Source organism: Kitasatospora sp. NPDC056181 (genome assembly GCF_042266225.1).
Classification (GTDB): Bacteria; Actinomycetota; Actinomycetes; order Streptomycetales; family Streptomycetaceae; genus Kitasatospora.
This window is the reverse complement of record NZ_JBHJUK010000086.1, coordinates 25,288-38,403: the sequence shown is the minus strand read 5'-3', so window position 1 is coordinate 38,403 and position 13,116 is coordinate 25,288. Positions and strand designations below refer to the sequence as shown.

Below are 13,116 nucleotides of genomic sequence, written 5' to 3'. Positions count from 1 at the left end.
GCTCATCACGCCTCCCACGCCGGGTCCGGGACCGCGCCGCGCGGTGCGTTGCGGCGGCGGCGGGGCCGCGCCGGAGCGGGGGCGGGTCCCGTCCCGGGGCGGTGCCCGCGGTCGTGGGTCGGTGATGGTCGGGCTGTCCGACGCGAACGCCGGTCAGCGGCCTGGCTGGAGCGGGGGTCGTCACGTGCTGGTCCTTCACTTCTCGATGGCTGCCCGCTCCGTGACGGTGTGTGGTGTGGGGGCCCGGAGCGCGTCTGTGACCAGCATTTCGGTCGAAGGTTTGGAACGTTCAGGACGGCCGGGTAAAGAATTCCGGATCGCGGCGTTCCGATTCGGAGAACAGCTGGTCGTTCCTTGACCGTTGCATCGCACCCGCCGGGGAACGATCCGCTCCCGGAGCGGTTCAAGAGTCGAGGTCGTGGGAGCCGGGCCGCCTTGGCAGTCTTCACATCCCGGCGTTGAGGCCCCGGCTCGGGTCGCTCTTGTGTCCTTGCCGCTCCACGACGGCGAGAGACAAGCTCAGGCTCGTCCTCCACGCAGGCCGTCCCAGGACGCCATCACCGGCCTGCACCGCCTCGTCCTGAAGCGGGCCGACGCCCCGTACCGGCCGGGCAAGAGCGCGACCAGCTGGATCAAGTGGCGCGAGCGCTACCCCGTGGACCTCATCGTCGTCGGCGTGACAGCCACCGACCCGGCCCACCGGGCCTCGTCCTCGCCCAGCCCAACCCCCACGGCGGCTGCGCCCAGTCGCCGTCACCCTGTCCATCGGCGCCGCGCTGCGCACAGAGATCGCCCCGCTGCTCCCCCCGAGGGAGAGGTAACGCGATCTGCCGCAGACCGTCGAGGGCCTGCCTGGGGGCGGGCACCGCGGCCGGTATCTTGCCGGTTCGTCCCGAGGTCATCCTGGAGGTTCAGGCGGACCAGGAGGCGCCGGAGTTCGGGAGGTTCCGCCACCGGGTACACGCCGGCCGGATCCGCTACGACATGGCCCCGCGGACGTACGCCCCGTGCCACCGGCCACCACCGTCGGCCCCCGGCGGGGCCGGTCAAGCGGGCGTGACGCGCAGTCCCGGTAGTCGACGGCCCGCTTGGTCCCGGGTGCGGTGTGCCGGCCCCACGAAGCCCTGTTCGGGCCCTGGTCCGCTGGAATTTCGTGCGCACCAGGTCTCTACTCGGGGCAGTAGCAGGAGCCGTCCAGGGATCCGCATCCCCGGCAGCCGATCTCCTCGAACGGCGCCCCGCTGGAGCACTCGCAGCACGTACCGCAGCGAGGGCAGACCACGCCTGGCTACCCGCGGGCCTGGCCGAAGCCGGAGGCGGTGCTTGTGGCCACCCGCCAGGCGTCCAGCGAGCCCAGGACCCCGGTTAACGTCCTCGCCCGGAACCTCCGCGCGGACAACGCTGCCGCAGTCCTCGAAACAGCGCCGGCCCCGGCCTCCCTGGCCGGCCTCGCGGCCGCACTCACCGCCCGCCGCGCCCCCGGACAGGCCACCGGCCGGTGAGCAGCACTCCCCCGCCTCGTGGCGCGCAGCCACCCGGTGGCCGGGCCTGCGACGCCGGGCTCAGTGTGACCAGTAGGGGTCCTCGGTGTCCGGTCGCAGGGGCGAGAGCGGGCGGGCGTGGTCCGGAGCGTACGCGACGTCGGTTCCGCTGACGGACATGGTGAGGGTGATCGTCCCATCCGGTTCCGGGGAGAGCGCGACCCACACGCCGATTCCCTCCGAGGTCTCAGCGCTGAGAATGTCCGGGTCCTTGTCCGGGCTGCTCGGGGTCCAGGCCGACGGCTTCTGCCGGTAGCCGCGCAGCCGCCACGCAGCCTCGACGCGGTCCTTGAGTTCCTGCCGATGGGACGCGCTGATCCTGGTACGGGCGGTGAACCGCTGGTCGACGGTGGCCAGTTTGCTCGGTGTGCCGTCCGAACGCGGCTCGTACCGGTTGACGGTACAGCCCCTGTCGCTCAGGACCAGGCCGGGGCTCAGGCTTCCCAGCGTGTCCTGGACGGTCCGCTCGCTGAGCGCCTGGAACTGCTCCGGCGTGTGGCGGACGATCTCGGGCCCGGGCTTGGACGAGTAGTCCTCGGACCCGAGGGACCACCACACACCGATCTGGAGCACGAACATCACCCCGACCACGACAGCGATACCCGCGACCGCGACCAGAGCCGCCTTCACCCACTCCTTGCCGGACAACCCCCACCCCCTGCTGCGCCTTTACCGCCACCGTACGCGCGCGACCCGGCGCGACTCCTGAGCATCCGTACTCAGATCGGTGCCGCAGGTTCGTGGTCCTCGCCGACAGGTGGACCGCGATCGGGTGCGAGCGCGACATGCTCAGGCAGATCCCCGGGTACGCGCGCGGGCGTCGGCCCACGCCTTGATCGCCTCGCTGCATCAGGTCACACCGGGGCACCCACCATCCGAGGACCGGGCACAGCTCGCGGTCCCGGAGCCTGCCCCGTCCTGTCGACTACGGTGCCCGCTCCGGGAGCACACGGTTCAGCCGGCGGGGGTCTGCCCCGCTGGTCCGCGTCCACTTCTCCGAGGTCCTCTCAGCTGCGCTCCACGCTCAGGCGCAGCCGGGCGGCGAGGGCGTCCGCGGTTTGAGGCCGGCGATCGTCCGGAAGGTGCTCGCGGTGGCTTCCCAGAGGCTGGATTGCGTGGCCGGGTTGCCGGTGTCGGTGTAGGGCGGGGTGGTGGCCGGCTGCCAGTGCGGTTCCGGTCCGGGGACGGCGGTCTGCGTCATGTGTGTTCCTTCGTCGGCTGGTGGGCGGTGGGAGTGGTACAGCCGGTGCTGGGGTTCGCTTCGTTGGGTGGGGGTGTTGGCGGCGGGGTGGGCTTGGTAGCGTAGCCCCCGCCATATTTGAACGCGTTCAATAGTGGGGGGCATGGAAACCTCGAGCGTGCGCCGGTCCGTGCCGCGGGCGGGGCGGGTCCTGGCGGTGGCGGCGGCGCTGTGCGCCGCGCCGGCCGTGGCCTGGGTGGTCCTCGTGGGCGGGTCGCTGATCGACGGTCCGCTGGTGCTCGGTTCACTGGCCGCCACCGCACCGCTGTTCGCGCGGGACGCCGCTGGCTTCCGGAGGGTCTGTCTGGCGACCGGCTGGGGGCTGCTCGCAGTCTCGGTCCTCGGCTTCCTGTTCGCGCTGTTCGTGCTGGCGCCCGCCGGCGTCGTCCTCCTCGCCGCGGCGAGCCGCTCGCGTCCCGAGCCCCGGCGCCTGCCGCTCCTGATCGGTGCCCTGACGGCCTCGGTGACCCTCGGTTTCGCCGGGTGGGCGGCCGGCGCGGTCTGGATCGCCCCGTACTTCCAGGAGCCGGACGCGTTCGTCGCCGCCGTCCGGCCGGACAGTCCCCTTCTGAGGTCCGGTCATCATCCGGAACTCCTCTACGACGGCTCGGGCCTCGGCCACGGCGCCACCCTCGTGTCCCTGGTGGATGGCGACACCGCACGACTCGTCGTCGTCTTCGACCCCCGCACCACCGGCGCCGATCTCGCCGTCCTGCGCCGGATGCTCGCCGGCCTGCCGGGCGTCACCGACGTCAGACTCTGCGACCCGCCCGCCGGGAACTGCCGCTGACCACCGCCCCCGGAGCTCCCGGTATCGCTTCGGGGCCCGCGCTCACTCGACCCCCGTGAAGGATTCCCGGTCCTCCATCAGACGCACCATGCATGCCAACGCGGCTGCCGGGTCAACTGCAGTACGGCCCACACTCCAGGCTGAAGCGGCGTTCGGCGTTCGAGCGGGGTGTGGCGGCGCTGCGGCAGTACGTCGAGCGGGAGCAGCGTGTGGTGGTGCCCCGCGGGCATGAGGAGAGGCTGCCGGACGGGCGGACGGTGAGGCTCGGGGTGTGGTTGTCGAACGCCAAGAGCCGGCGTGAGGGTCTGGAGGAGGCGCAGCTCGCCGAACTGGCGGGACTCGGCCTGCCTTGGGCTGCGGTGGTGGTCTGACGGGCTCCTGCGGGGGCTTGAACGGCCGCCGGTGGCTGCCATGGTGGGGCGGGCCGGCCTGAGAGGGTCGGCCGACGACCAGTAGTACATGCCGGGGAGGGGCACACACATGGGGTACGAAGCGGAGGCTGAGGCCACCCTGCGCCAGTGGGTGGACACCTACGCGAAGCTGTGGGTGGGAGAGGCGGGCTGGCGGTTCCGGTCGTTCGCGCAGGCCGTTCGCGAGCTCGGCACCGTACAGCGGCCGGCGCCGTGGCCCGGGGACCGGGGGCAGTGGGCGCCCGGCCGGTGCTTCGCTGCCGCCACCGACTACGCCGAGACCACCGGCGCGGTCTATGTCGAGGGATTCGTGCCGGTTCCGGATCTGACGCAGTGGCCGGTCTTCGAGCACGCCTGGTGCCTGCGCGACGGCGCGGTCGCGGACCCGTCGCTGCCCGAGGGGTCCGCGGCCCTGTACTTCGGGATCGCGCTGGCCGACGGGTACCGGCGCGCCGAGCAGGCCCGCCGCGGTACCCATGCCGTCCTCACCACCGACCCCCGGCAGCCCTGGTCCCTGGTGAACAACGACGCCCTGTGCCAGGGTCTGCCGGAGGCGGCGGTCCTGTCCGGCGCAAGCCGGGCGGAGCTCGCGATCCCTCTCTGTGAACAGGGCCGCAACCTCCAGGTCATAGCTGTAGGCGACCGGCAGGAAGTGGTGGCCGTTGACCGTGACCCATGAGTAGTCCGCCATACGACCCATCGACCCATCCTCCGGGGTCCCGGTGCGACGCGTCATCCGTCTTTCAGGCCGCACGACCGGGCGGTGCGGCATGAAGTGGAAGCGCGAGGTGTGACGGCCGCGATGGTGTGCTGTGCTGGTGTGCTGTACCCAACATGGGTTGGCTTTCGCAATCCCCCTGGGCCGATCCTCGTGGTCGCCGTAGATTCGCTGACACGAGTAGTAGTTGATCTGATGGGAGTGCTTGTGGACGGAGCAACGTTCGGCACGGACAGCAGTGTGGGATCGACGCGGGCCCTGTTGGGAGCGCGGCTGCCAGCCGTGCGGGGGCGGCGGCGGCAGTTGGAGGAGGAGCTCGCGGCCGTCATCGCCCAGGAGAACGCGATGGTGGCCGTGTTGGAAGGACTTGAGGCTCTGTCCGGGGCTCCGCTCGAGGGGCTGGGCCAACCGCAGGACGTCACGGTGGTGAAGGGCGCGAACGAGCTGCCCGTCACCGACACGGAGTCGGCTGCCAAGCCCTCCGGGGACTCCGCGCCTATTGGAGCCAAGGCCGCAGGCACGAGCGCGGGTGCCCGCAAGGCCCCCGCCAAGAAGGCGGCGGCGAAGAAGGCGACCACGCGGAAGGCGGCCACGGCCATGAAGCCGGCGGCCGGCAAGTCTGCCGTGGGCAAGACGTCCGCTGCGGGGGCAGCGGAGCGGGATGCGGCATCGACGCCGGACTCTTCCGCGAAGAAGGCTGCGGCTCGCAAGGGAGCCAGGAACGCTGTCCGGGGGAAGGTGAAGCCCACCACGTCCCAGGCCGGCTTGCAGCCAGAGCCCGCCGCAACCCAGAAGCCGTCACGCGCGAAAGCTGATGGAGGTACGGGCGACGGGACGGCGCCTGCAAAGACGCCGTCGGGCCGTCGGAGGCTGACCGATGCGGAGAGTGTGCTGTCCGTCCTCGGCCAGGGCGCGGGCCCGCTCCGGGCTCGGGAGGTGGCCCGCCTGCTCGGGCTCGAAGACGCGGACGGCGCGGTCAACGCCGTGCGCACCGCACTCGAGCGTCTTGCCAAGGCCGGCAGGGCGCAGCGCACGGGCCGCGGCTTGTACACCGTGGCGGCCGGCTGACAGGCGCACGGGCACGCTGTGGCCGGCGTGCCCGACTGCGCGGGGTTGCTGTTCATCCACGAGAACGGGCGGAATGCACGGCCTGTGCGGGGAAACCGCCCGACACCAGTCACCTATGGCTCGGTGCGGCGGCTCTCTGCCTTTTCGGCAGCCTGCCCAGGCTGTGTCGCCGACAGCGCCGGCACCTGCACAACGCTGCCCATGGCAGGCGGCTGGTGAGAGCACGCTGGCCGCGCTGGATGCACAAGAGGCTTCCGTGCGAACCTGGTCGGCCTGCTGCCCGCAGACGCCGGCGCGCTGCGCTCCGGCCTGCTGACGGCCGACGACTTGCGCGGACGAGCAGGGCCGGACCGCGCCCTCGCTAGCGGGGTCGATTTCTACAGCCCAAACTACGCCGCGGTCGACGCCGCTGTCCCGCGGGTCTGGTTGGACGGCAAGGACGCGGTGATGCCGACGATGGCCCAGGCCGTGATCCGGGTACTGGTGGCCGCGTTGGGCACCGCCGGTGTCCGCCGGGCCGATCTGTGCACCCGCCCGCCGGAGGCCCCGTAGAACGGGGCGGCCCGGACTCTGCTTCCCTTCGCCAGCGCCGGGCGAGGCAGCTCCGCAGGCGACCGCGGGCGGCCTCGTCGGTTCCCCGGTCCCTCGTCGATTCGCAACGGCCGTGCGCAGGCTCCTGTCCCTGGCTGCTCAGAACTCGCCGCTGCGCATCGGCACGAGCTCGGCGACCTCGAACAGGTCGGTCTCGGGGTGCAACTCCCAGAAGCGCCGGAGGACCTGGGCGTGCGCCCCGTCGGTGAACAGCTCCTGCGCGAGTACGTCGTCGCCCAGCCAGTGCATGGCCAGGTGTGCGGCGACGTGCACGGCGTCCTGCTCGCTTGGGTAGGACCAGGTACTCAGCGGGCGGCCCCGTTCGCTGCGATGCAGGAGTACCCACGAGCCTCCCGGCTCCCCCGCCGGGGTGTCGAGCAGCCCCCGGCAGTAGCGGCACCGGTCGGCGTGGGCAAGCACCCGCTGCTCCGGGCGGATGTAGCTCGGGAGCGGCGGCAGAGGAGGTGCGGCCACCGCCGGGTCCGCGGGCAGCGGCTGCGGCTCGTCGGCGAGCAGCGCGGGAACCAGGTACGTGGTCCGGGCCTGGGTCCTCTTGAAGGGGTGGTGCGGGGGGCGCCACTGGACCCGCGGCCACGCCGTGTCCAGGGAGCGGTGGTGGACGTAGATTGCGGGGTGGCTGCCGTCCGCCAGGTCGCCGTTTTAGAAGAACGTGGCTCCGCCACGCAGAGAAGGGTCGGCTGGAACTGAGGCGAATCACCTGAAGACTCATCACCGCCTCGGCCACCGGCAATGCGCGGCTGCCGGCGAGCACCGTCCGCGCCAGATCCTCAGTGGTGAAGTGAATCCTCAGCACAAAGCCCCAATCGTCCGGTTGCGGACCGTCGCGTCATCGCCACCAGGGACATTCGGCGGTGCCCGAAGGTCCTTGTCGACTTCGCTCCCCTCAAAGAAGCTGTTTCCAGGCCGGCTCAAGGCTAAGCATCGGCCAATCACGCGTCCACAAGGAGGACCCATGCGTGCACGTTTTGCCCTCGGCGCCATCGTCCTGGGAGCGGCGCTCCTGACGGGCGGCACCGCCGCCGCGCAGGAATCGCCCGGGACCTCGACGAGCACCTCGGCTGCCGCACCATACTGCGGCGGCATGTACGCGTTCCCACCGACCAAGTCGTTCACGACGGTGAGCGGCCGCACGCAGGCCTCCGGCTGTCAAGGCTCACCGTCATTGACGATGCGTCTCTACCGGGACGGCTCTCAGGTCTCGTCGTACTCATGGTCTGGGGCCAACACCATCACACTCTCGACAGGCTGTGCCTCGGGCCGCCATCTGTACGAGGTGACACTGCGGAACAACAGCAACGGGGTCGAGGTAGCAAACAGGAGCTGGATCACCTGCTAGCTATGTAACTGTGTATGCGTGATGAGGCATCCGCGCTTCCGCGGGTGCCTTGTCGTTTGTACTGGCTGGTATGGGTCCGGTGTTGGCGTCGGCCGGGTCGGAGCTGGACGGAGAGGGATGTCGACGGCTTGGGCGGCTGGGTGGCCCGGGTCTAGGGCCGGATCGTCGTCGAGGGCGGCCCGGACGGCCGGCCAGCCCCCGTCGTGCAGGCAGGCCGGGTCGACGCTGCATACCGCCCTCGCCCAGGATCCCGGCCGACAAGGACCAGGCCGACGACGTCGAGCCCGACGACCAGGAGCACGACCTGCTCGGCGACGTCCTCCGCCAGGTCCGCCGCCGCGCGGACCAGGTAACGCACCGCATCGACCATCCAGTCCCACGAAGTCAAGAGCTCAACGGCGGCGTCAAGGGTGGGCGAGATGCGGGAGGAGCCTGTGGTCCGGGCGGAGCACGGACACCGCCGTGCGGACAGATCCCGGCAACTCATCCGCGAACGTCCACCCGCCCGTGCACCCGCCAGCTGTACGGTTCCGGCGCCGCCAGCAGTGCCTCGGTGTCGGCGGCCGACAGCCCCGTCCGCATGCGGTGCGGATCGGATGCGTAGACCTCGTACTGCGCGTCGAACGGCACCACGCCCGTGCGCACCCGGCCGCCCGGAACCGGTTCCATGACCAACGTCGAATGGAACGCCGGTTCGTGCCACACCTCGATCCCGGGCCGAAGGCTCCGCCACCGACGCGCTGATCGAGGCCAGGTTCCGCGAGCACGAGCACGCCGAGGCGACCGCCAGCATGCCCGGCATCGGCACCCTTCTCGATGTCGAGTTCATCCGCCTGCACCGGCGGCAACCTGGACGCCATCGGCAGTCCACGTCGCCTGGCCGGCATCGCCGAGTTGGCGCCTGTCCCCAAGGACTCCGGACGTATAGCGGCAACATGCGCCTACCCCACCGCTACCATCGCCGGCTCCTGCGCGTCTTCTACCTCGCCGCCCAGGTCGCCACCCGCTGACCGGACAGCCACCCCTACACCGATCACACCTGACTACCCATCAGCTGAGGTCAGCAAAAGTCAGCATCAGTCCGAGTAGACCCTCCAAAAGATGCGCACACCTGAGAACTCCGACCCTGGTACGTCGAGGCCGTTCCGACCTCGCGAGGAGGTCCAGCGAGCCGACCGCGCTCGGGGCAAGTCGTTACTCTGAGCTCTTTACTCACACGATTCGCCCCGATATCATCCGCTTACCGGATGGTGGACATGGCTCTGCGTGCGCGGTCAGGACGGCAGGGTGATCGACTGAGCGTGGTGGAACACGTTCTTGTCGTCCCAGGTCTTCTTCGCCCTCTGCAGTCGGCTGTAGTTCTGCTTGTAGTAGAGCCGTTGGTAAGCCGGGTTCGGCTGTCCGGCCACGCCGAGGTCGGTGTCGGGGTAGTTGACGTAGGCGCCGTCGGTGTCGGTGTTGATCTCGGGAATGCCGCCGGTGGCCTTGTACACATCGCGGTAGAGGCCGCGCAGGTAGTCGAGGTGGGCGGTGTCCTGAGCCGGGTCGGTCCAGTACGTCTGGTACTGGAGCTTCATGATCGAGTCACGCTGCGGAATGGCGTCCTCGGTCGGCTTGCGCTCGTTGATCCGGCAACCGTAGGAGTCGACCTGCACCAGCGTCTGGGTGAGGTCGACGCCCGGCACGGTCTTCGTCAGCCACTCCCAGAAGCCGTCGACCTGCGCGGGGGTGAACGGCCGGCGGTGGTAGGCCGACTTGTACTTGCCGCGCTGGTTGTCCCCCGACCCGTTGAGCGTCATGGTGGCCTGGAACCACGGCATCTGGCGGCTCTTGTCGGGGTACGGCAGGAACAGCCCGCCGGCGCTGTGGGTCTGGACGGTCGCCTTGGTCTTCATTCCGACCTCCATGGCGGCCAGGAATCTCTCCAGCGGCGCGGGATCGTCCTCGTCCCACTGACTGAGCAGGACCACGTTCCCGTTCGTCCAGTGGGTGAGTTTCAGGATGGCGAACAACCCCTGGTAGACCGATTCGCCCTTCCCACTGTGTTCGGCGAAGAAAGCGGCGAAGTTGTTCACCAGCTGACGGAAGTCCGCGGGCTGCTTCAGCAGGTCGTCCCACGGCCACGCGACGCTGCTCAGCCAGACCCTCGGCGGCGGCTTCGGGAGCTGGTGGTGGAAGTGGTAGCGCAACACCACGCCGAAGTTCCCCCCGCCGCCACCGGTGTGGGCCCAGAAGAGGTCCCTCTCCGCCGAGCCGGTCGGGTCGTCCCGGTGCGCCCTGGTCACCTCCACCCTGCCGGCGCGAACGGTCACCACGTCGACCTGGACCAGGTGGTCGACGGTCAGCCCGTTCCGCCGGGAGAGCAGCCCGTACCCGCCACCGCAGATGTGCCCGCCCGCGCCGACCGAGTAGCACGAGCCGGCCGGCAGCGTGACGCCGTACTTGCGGAACAGGGTGGTGTAGACGTCCCAGTTGGTGGCCCCGCCCTCCACGCAGTACGTGGACGCCCCGTACTTGTCCGTCGCCGCGCGGACGCCGCGCAGGGTGCTGAGGTCGAGGATGACGCCGTTGTCGTTGTCGACGAAGCCTTCGTAGCAGTGCCCGCCGCCCCGGATCGTCGGCCGCAGGCCCTTGTCGAGCGCCACCTTCAGGGCCGCCACCGCGTCGGCCTCGTTGCCCACCAGTCGGATGTAGGCCGGCGTGCTGCTCCACCGTTGGTTGAACCCCTGACTGAGCGTCTGGTACCGCGAGTCGTTCGGGAGCACCGACTGCCCCTCGGGCACCTCCGCGGGCTGAGCAGCCGCCGGACCGGCGCCGGCCGCCAAGCCGAGTGAGGCCGCGGACACTCCGGCGGCGCTCATCCCGGCAGTACCCAGGAATCCACGCCGGGAGAATTCTTGACGCATGACAGGGACCCACTTTCTCGGCTCTGAGAAGCTGGCAGGCGCACGCTAGCACGCACGTTTGCCCATGTGAATCCCTATACGAATTAATGTGACTGTACGTCCTTTCTTGGGAATCCCAGGAGTCCCAAGGAGCCCCGGATTCCACTCGGTCCAACCGCATTGCCGATGGGGCCGTCCAATGTCCCGTCACCCCGGGCGGCCCACCCCACCCTCGGCCTCCCGCCCGTCCCCCGCCTCCGCCTCCACTCCCGCCCTACTCGGCGATCGGCTTGGAGAGGTCGTCCTCGGCCAGCACCTGGTAGACGGCGTTCAGGGAGGGCGGGCCGACCATGTCCTTGATCCGCTCGAAGCGGCGCTCCTCGACCGGAGCGAGCCGCTCCATCCACTCCTGGACGGACTCGGGCCCGTGGTCGTCCTCGATGATCGCGATGGTGACGATCTCCTGCGGGTTCTCCATGTTCGCGGCCGTGATGACGCGGGTCCGCGGGTCCCCCGGGACCACCTCGTCCGGGATCCACCCCTTGCGGAACTCCCCGTAGTCGACCCCGTGGTTGAGCTTGCGCACCATGACGCTGACCAGCTGCATGGCGTCCCCCCGAATGTTTTCTTGCAGCGCAAGAACTCTGTTGTCCGCTATTGTTTTCTTGCATCGCAAGACATGTCAAGACGAGACGCGTAGGAGCAGTCGATGGCGAGCGGACGCGGGCGCCCGAGGACCGGCCTGACCAGGGAGAAGATCATCGACGCGGCCCTCGCCTTCGTCGACGAGCACGGGCTCTCGGCCCTCTCCACCCGCAAGCTCGGCGCGGCGCTCGGCGTCGAGGGCATGACGCTCTACTACTACGTGCCCAGCAAGGCGGCCCTGCTCGACGGCATGGTGGAGCGCCTGCTCACACTCTCCGCCGGCGACCTCTTCACCGACCCCGCCGGGCGGCCGTGGACGGCGGTGGTCGGCGACTTCGCCGTCGCCCTGCGCCGGATCCTGCTCGACCACCCGGCGATGCTCACCGTCCTGGCCACCCGTCCGGTCGCCACCCCCGCCGCACTCCACCTGCTGGAGCGCGGCATCGACGCCCTGCGCGCCGACGGGGTGCCACTCGCGGACGCGCTCGACGTCCTCAACACCGTGGTGTCGTACACCCTCGGCCACACCCTCGCAGAGGTCGGCGAAACCCCCCACCACGAGGGCACGGAGCCCGACCCCGACCAGTTCCGCTCGCTGGACCCGGCGGTCTTCCCGCAGTTGGCCCAGGCCGTCGCCACCGGCGCCGGCCTGGACTCCGAGCAGCGCTTCCACCGCACGCTCCGCATCCTGCTCGCCGGCTTCGCCGCCGAGATCGAGACAGGCTCCCCAGAGGCGGGCACTTCAGAGGCGGGCTCCACCACCGGGGACGGCGCGAGGCCGCGACACTGATCTCCCCCGCCATCCGGCCGCCTGACACCATGCGACGCGTGATCGCGGCGGATTCCGGCAGGAGCGCCAGGACGGCGCGTTCGGCAACCGGCCGGTCTGATGGTGTGGGACATACCGCTGTTGGCGCAGTGGCGGTACCGGTCTGTTCAAGCCGTCAGTCTGTGCCTGTTGACCACCGCCGCGGGCCGGGGTGCCGCGGACCACCGCGCGGCAGGAACTGCTGCACCGTGGTCCGGCGAAGCAGGGAGCCGCCGCGGCGAGTCAGCTGGAACCGCTGAAGCGCCATTGGAAGAGGAAGCATGCCGAGCACCAACGATCTGGCGCTCTTCATCACTGGCGCAGCCACCGTTCTCGGGGCAGTCATTGCTCTTTGCGGGGTCTTCCTGACCAACAGCTACCGCCGTCAGGCCCGGTTGAAGATTTCCGAGCGCCGCCTCGCGGCGTACGGAGCCCTGTGGGAACTCTCGAAGGCGGCGGCTCCCAGCCGACCTCAACCGATGAGCCGGCAGGAACAACACGCTCTCTACAGGCGGCTCACGGACTGGTACTACACCGACGGCAACGGCCTGCTCCTGAGCGCCGACTCTCGTGAGATCTACCGGGTGGCCAGGAGCAACCTGTGCTGCCCTCACGACGACCTGGTTCCACCTCCACCGCGCGAGATGACCGAGTCGGACCCCGGCTACGAGAGGTGGCGAGGGGACCTCTCCCGGGACCAGTTCTCGCTTCTGCGGTCGCAGATGAAGGCGGACCTCGCCATCTTCGGGAGGATCTACACCGACTCGCTGGACGACCAGAAGAAGGCGTTCCTCAAGGGATGCCGGGTCTCCACGTGGAAAGCACCCTGGCGCCTTCCACTCCATCGGCGCGTCCTCCCCAGGAACTTCAGGAAGGCCCCGCAACTGCCCGGCAACCCGTGCAGCGGCCATGGCGCGTCGCCGCCCGCAGCCCCGGCCAGGAAGTTCCGGCGCCTGCTCGCCCGGATCGGGAGGCGGGCCTCGGCGACGGAAACCTGACCGGGGACACGGGCCGGACGCTTCTCTCCGGCGTCCAGACGTCCCGGCGTCCCGGCGTCCCGGCA

Annotated in this window: 13 protein-coding genes and 1 pseudogene; 8 read left to right on the top strand and 6 right to left on the bottom strand. The window is 70.2% G+C overall.

Annotated features, from left to right (window positions below; genetic code table 11):
- Nucleotides 1-1,562: 1,562 nt before the first annotated feature.
- Together ACFC1F_RS27880 and ACFC1F_RS27875 are read right to left on the bottom strand one after the other, a co-directional pair.
- Complete coding sequence (locus ACFC1F_RS27880) at nt 1,563-2,189, bottom strand: hypothetical protein (RefSeq protein WP_376162349.1); 627 nt, start codon at nt 2,187-2,189, stop codon at nt 1,563-1,565.
- A gap of 376 nt (nt 2,190-2,565) precedes the next feature.
- Nucleotides 2,566-2,742 (bottom strand): hypothetical protein, encoded by a 177-nt coding sequence (locus tag ACFC1F_RS27875; RefSeq protein ID WP_376162348.1) that lies wholly within the window; start codon nt 2,740-2,742, stop codon nt 2,566-2,568.
- A 142-nt stretch (nt 2,743-2,884) separates the two neighbouring features.
- Here ACFC1F_RS27875 and ACFC1F_RS27870 point away from each other — a divergent pair, with 142 nt between their 5' ends.
- From ACFC1F_RS27870 to ACFC1F_RS27855, 4 genes are all read left to right on the top strand, one after another.
- A complete protein-coding gene (locus ACFC1F_RS27870; RefSeq protein ID WP_376162346.1) occupies nt 2,885-3,571 on the top strand; it encodes a hypothetical protein in 687 nt (228 codons plus the stop codon).
- A gap of 92 nt (nt 3,572-3,663) precedes the next feature.
- Complete coding sequence (locus ACFC1F_RS27865) at nt 3,664-3,942, top strand: helicase associated domain-containing protein (protein ID WP_376162344.1); 279 nt, start codon at nt 3,664-3,666, stop codon at nt 3,940-3,942.
- Between the two features lie 109 nt (nt 3,943-4,051).
- The gene (locus ACFC1F_RS27860; protein WP_376162342.1) at nt 4,052-4,660 is read left to right on the top strand and encodes a hypothetical protein; all 609 of its coding nucleotides are present in this window, start codon (nt 4,052-4,054) and stop codon (nt 4,658-4,660) included.
- Between the two features lie 342 nt (nt 4,661-5,002).
- Nucleotides 5,003-5,767, top strand: a complete 765-nt coding sequence (locus ACFC1F_RS27855; RefSeq protein ID WP_376162341.1) for a type IV toxin-antitoxin system AbiEi family antitoxin domain-containing protein — start codon at nt 5,003-5,005, stop codon at nt 5,765-5,767.
- Between the two features lie 690 nt (nt 5,768-6,457).
- Here the strand turns inward: ACFC1F_RS27855 and ACFC1F_RS27850 are convergent.
- The gene (locus ACFC1F_RS27850) at nt 6,458-6,832 is read right to left on the bottom strand and encodes a hypothetical protein (RefSeq protein WP_376162339.1); all 375 of its coding nucleotides are present in this window, start codon (nt 6,830-6,832) and stop codon (nt 6,458-6,460) included.
- Nucleotides 6,833-7,331: 499 nt separating this feature from the next.
- On the opposite strand from ACFC1F_RS27850, the gene ACFC1F_RS27845 reads away from it, so the two are divergent.
- Nucleotides 7,332-7,715, top strand: coding sequence for a hypothetical protein (locus ACFC1F_RS27845; protein ID WP_376162337.1), 384 nt, complete (start codon nt 7,332-7,334; stop codon nt 7,713-7,715).
- Nucleotides 7,716-8,198: 483 nt separating this feature from the next.
- Here ACFC1F_RS27845 and ACFC1F_RS27840 read toward each other — a convergent pair whose 3' ends face one another.
- Complete coding sequence (locus ACFC1F_RS27840) at nt 8,199-8,384, bottom strand: hypothetical protein (protein ID WP_376162335.1); 186 nt, start codon at nt 8,382-8,384, stop codon at nt 8,199-8,201.
- A gap of 62 nt (nt 8,385-8,446) precedes the next feature.
- Between ACFC1F_RS27840 and ACFC1F_RS27835 the strand changes: the two are divergent.
- Nucleotides 8,447-8,722 (top strand): annotated as a pseudogene (locus ACFC1F_RS27835) (transposase); the annotation flags it as partial.
- Nucleotides 8,723-8,989: 267 nt separating this feature from the next.
- Here ACFC1F_RS27835 and ACFC1F_RS27830 read toward each other — a convergent pair.
- Complete coding sequence (locus ACFC1F_RS27830) at nt 8,990-10,576, bottom strand: FAD-binding oxidoreductase (protein ID WP_376162333.1); 1,587 nt, start codon at nt 10,574-10,576, stop codon at nt 8,990-8,992.
- 298 nt (nt 10,577-10,874) lie between these two features.
- Nucleotides 10,875-11,207, bottom strand: coding sequence for a hypothetical protein (locus tag ACFC1F_RS27825; RefSeq protein WP_376162331.1), 333 nt, complete (start codon nt 11,205-11,207; stop codon nt 10,875-10,877).
- 102 nt (nt 11,208-11,309) lie between these two features.
- Here ACFC1F_RS27825 and ACFC1F_RS27820 point away from each other — a divergent pair, with 102 nt between their 5' ends.
- Nucleotides 11,310-12,035 carry a TetR/AcrR family transcriptional regulator C-terminal domain-containing protein gene (locus ACFC1F_RS27820; RefSeq protein WP_376162329.1) on the top strand — a complete coding sequence of 242 codons (726 nt, stop codon included), beginning with the start codon at nt 11,310-11,312 and terminating at the stop codon, nt 12,033-12,035.
- Between the two features lie 299 nt (nt 12,036-12,334).
- Nucleotides 12,335-13,051: a hypothetical protein gene (locus tag ACFC1F_RS27815; protein WP_376162327.1), complete on the top strand. Its 717-nt coding sequence runs from the start codon at nt 12,335-12,337 to the stop codon at nt 13,049-13,051.
- Nucleotides 13,052-13,116 lie beyond the last annotated feature (65 nt).

What these genes read in the sequence shown, in the direction of transcription:
- ACFC1F_RS27870 (WP_376162346.1), top strand. Translation starts at nt 2,885, where the DNA reads ATGGAAACCTCGAGCGTGCGCCGGTCCGTGCCGCGGGCGGGGCGGGTC.
- ACFC1F_RS27865 (WP_376162344.1), top strand. Translation starts at nt 3,664, where the DNA reads ATGCCAACGCGGCTGCCGGGTCAACTGCAGTACGGCCCACACTCCAGG.
- ACFC1F_RS27825 (WP_376162331.1), bottom strand. Translation starts at nt 11,207, where the DNA reads ATGCAGCTGGTCAGCGTCATGGTGCGCAAGCTCAACCACGGGGTCGAC.
- ACFC1F_RS27840 (WP_376162335.1), bottom strand. Translation starts at nt 8,384, where the DNA reads ATGGAACCGGTTCCGGGCGGCCGGGTGCGCACGGGCGTGGTGCCGTTC.
- ACFC1F_RS27815 (WP_376162327.1), top strand. Translation starts at nt 12,335, where the DNA reads ATGCCGAGCACCAACGATCTGGCGCTCTTCATCACTGGCGCAGCCACC.
- ACFC1F_RS27875 (WP_376162348.1), bottom strand. Translation starts at nt 2,742, where the DNA reads ATGACGCAGACCGCCGTCCCCGGACCGGAACCGCACTGGCAGCCGGCC.
- ACFC1F_RS27830 (WP_376162333.1), bottom strand. Translation starts at nt 10,576, where the DNA reads ATGAGCGCCGCCGGAGTGTCCGCGGCCTCACTCGGCTTGGCGGCCGGC.
- ACFC1F_RS27820 (WP_376162329.1), top strand. Translation starts at nt 11,310, where the DNA reads ATGGCGAGCGGACGCGGGCGCCCGAGGACCGGCCTGACCAGGGAGAAG.
- ACFC1F_RS27845 (WP_376162337.1), top strand. Translation starts at nt 7,332, where the DNA reads ATGCGTGCACGTTTTGCCCTCGGCGCCATCGTCCTGGGAGCGGCGCTC.
- ACFC1F_RS27860 (WP_376162342.1), top strand. Translation starts at nt 4,052, where the DNA reads ATGGGGTACGAAGCGGAGGCTGAGGCCACCCTGCGCCAGTGGGTGGAC.